The organism is Anabaena sp. CCY 9910 (genome assembly GCF_963920875.1).
Taxonomy (GTDB): Bacteria; Cyanobacteriota; Cyanobacteriia; order Cyanobacteriales; family Nostocaceae; genus Trichormus; species Trichormus variabilis.
Map to the genome: position 1 here is coordinate 1 of NZ_CAWUDJ010000097.1, position 2739 is coordinate 2739.

The 2739-nt window shown below is 42.2% G+C and carries 1 protein-coding gene; it reads left to right on the top strand.

Translation table 11 applies throughout. The annotated features are described in order from the left end of the window. Positions 1 to 83: 83 nt before the first annotated feature. A complete protein-coding gene (locus ACM5QX_RS29385; protein ID WP_414756732.1) occupies positions 84 to 2435 on the top strand; it encodes a helicase-related protein in 2352 nt (783 codons plus the stop codon). Positions 2436 to 2739 lie beyond the last annotated feature (304 nt).

The window sequence follows — 2739 nt, forward strand, 5'->3', positions numbered from 1 at the left end:
GGACATTGCACAGTAGATGACCTCAATTCATCCCTCTATTATGCAACGCCGAAATTCCTATTGATCCCTTAACATCACGTCGCTTGCAGGGTAATGACCAAGTTAGCATCTCGGTTAATCAGTTTTTCCAAGAGTTTTACCAAAATAATGCCCGCCAAATCCGCACAATGGAAGGGCGAGAGCATACAGGACAAGTCAAAAACAAAGACCGTCAAGAACGAGAAGAGAAATTCCGCCAAGGACAATTAGCCGCTTTGTTCTGTTCTCCAACAATGGAATTAGGGATTGATATTTCGGATCTGAGCGTTGTTCATTTACGGAACGTTCCCCCCAGCCCTGCCAATTACGCTCAACGCAGTGGTCGTGCTGGCAGAAGTGGGCAGGAGGCTCTGGTCATTACTTATGCTTCTATTGGTAGCGGTCATGACCAATACTTTTTCAAACGCCAAAATCAAATGGTTGCTGGGGTAGTTGCTCCACCAAAACTGGAACTAGCCAACCAAGATTTAATTAAATCTCATGTTTACTCAGTTTGGTTGGCGCATACTGGGGTTTACTTGGAAGACTCCATGAATAAAATCTTGGATTTAGAACTGGAAGACTATCCCATTAAAGACAGCATTCGCCAGCAGCTTACCCTTAGCCATGCTAAATTAGCTCAATGTCTGCAAGCTAGTCAGTCCATATTTTCAGATATTTTCTGCCAAGATGACCTACAAAAAGCTTCTTGGTATTCTGTTAATTGGTTACAGGTAACTATCGAAAATGCTCTGAATGCTTTTGACCGAGCCTGTAAGCGTTGGCGAGATTTGTATACTGAATCATTCAAACAATTAGAAACGGCACGTCTCACTATCGACCGTTCTGCTAGAGGTGATGTCACCCAGGAGGAACGTAAAAATGCCGAATCACAGTCACGAGAAGCACAACGACAAATTGACTTACTTGTAGGACACACCCAAGGTAAGAGTAATTCTCAATTTGAGTTTTACCCCTATCGCTATTTTGCTGCCGAAGGGTTTTTACCAGGGTTCAACTTTCCTCGTCTACCAGTCCGGGCATTTATTCCGGCTGGTGAAGGTGGTGAATTTATCTCTCGCCCTCGCTCTATGGCATTAAGGGAATTTGCTCCTAGCAATGTCCTTTACTATGAAGGTAGCAAATTCATGATCGCCAAAACTAAAGTTCCTCTCGGTGGGATTGAAGGCGAGTATAAGCGAGTGAGTGTCTGTGCTAACTGCGGGTATTACCACGATGGCGATTTTCGTGATACTTGTGAAAACTGTGGTGCAGAGATTAAAGCTGATGTTCATGGCAATATACCTAAATTGACTCGTGTACTACCAATGGATACTGCGATCGCTCGTCGTCGAGAACGCATTACCTGCGATGAGGAAGAACGGCTCAAGTATGGCTATAACATCACCACTCACTTCCGTTATGCCAATCAAAAGCGCGAATCAGCTATTGTTCAAGCGGCTTGTGGTACACCATTGTTTAAGCTAACCTATGGTGCTACAGCTACTATCTGGCGTATTAATCGCGGACTGAAGAAAAATAGAGAAGAACGAGGATTTAAACTTAATCCCACCACGGGAGTATGGGGTGATTATAAAAACCCACAGACTCAACAAACACCTGATACTCTACATACTGAAGTCAACTTAATGGTTGATGACACTTGCAATATCCTGGTTGTTGAGCCATTGGATGTTCCGGCTGAGGGCAGGGAAGCTTTTATCACTACTTTGCAATATGTTCTAGAAACAGCAATTCAAGCTGTCTACAAACTAGAAGCTGATGAACTTGACTCTGAGCGTCTAGGTGAAGACAAGTATTTACTGTTTTGGGAAGCTGCTGAAGGTGGCGCAGGGGTACTGTCTCAGTTATTGGAAAAACCAGAGGTATTTAGAAAAATCGCTGATGCAGCTTTAGATATCTGCCATTTCACAGAGGTAAAAGACAGTTGTGTTCAAGCTTGTTATGAATGTTTGCTTTCTTACCGCAATCAGTTTGACCATGCACTTATTAACCGTCACCTAATTAAACCTTGGCTTGATGTACTCCTTGAAAGTAATGTTATTACCCAAGTTAAAGGTCTTTCTCGTGATGAGCAATATCAAAAATTGTTGGAGCAAACAGACCCTAACTCTGATTTTGAGCGAGTGGTGTTACAGGAGATTTACCAACGGGGGTATAAATTACCTGATACTGCACAGAAATTTATTCCAGAGGCTAACTGTAAGCCAGATTTTGTTTATAAAGAGGAGGCGATCGCTGTTTTCTGTGACGGTTCAGTTCATGATAGTCCTGAAAAGCGCAGGCAGGATCAGACTGAACGGGATAATTTGAGGTACGAGAATGGTTATACTGTCCTTACCCTGAGCCATAATGAAGGTTGGCAAACTGAATTAGTTGTTTTAGCCAGTTTATAACCTAAAACAAATCCACGATTAGCTGCATCTGCTAACACTCTTGCGGCAAGTAATCGAAGGACTTCAAATGCTTTAGATCAAACGTCAGTTATCCGGAACTCTGATTAAATCTGCTAACTGCCCTTACTTTAATCTTACGAAAAGTACGCAAAGCTAGACGAAGTGGGACAACCTATTTCACATTAAATCTTCTTTATTAAAGGGTTAGTAATATACCTAAATCAAAATTTATATTTTTTAAATTTGTTGCCCTGAAGGGGTGACAAAGAAGCTACAAAGCAGACTGGATAAGAGACATAGCACG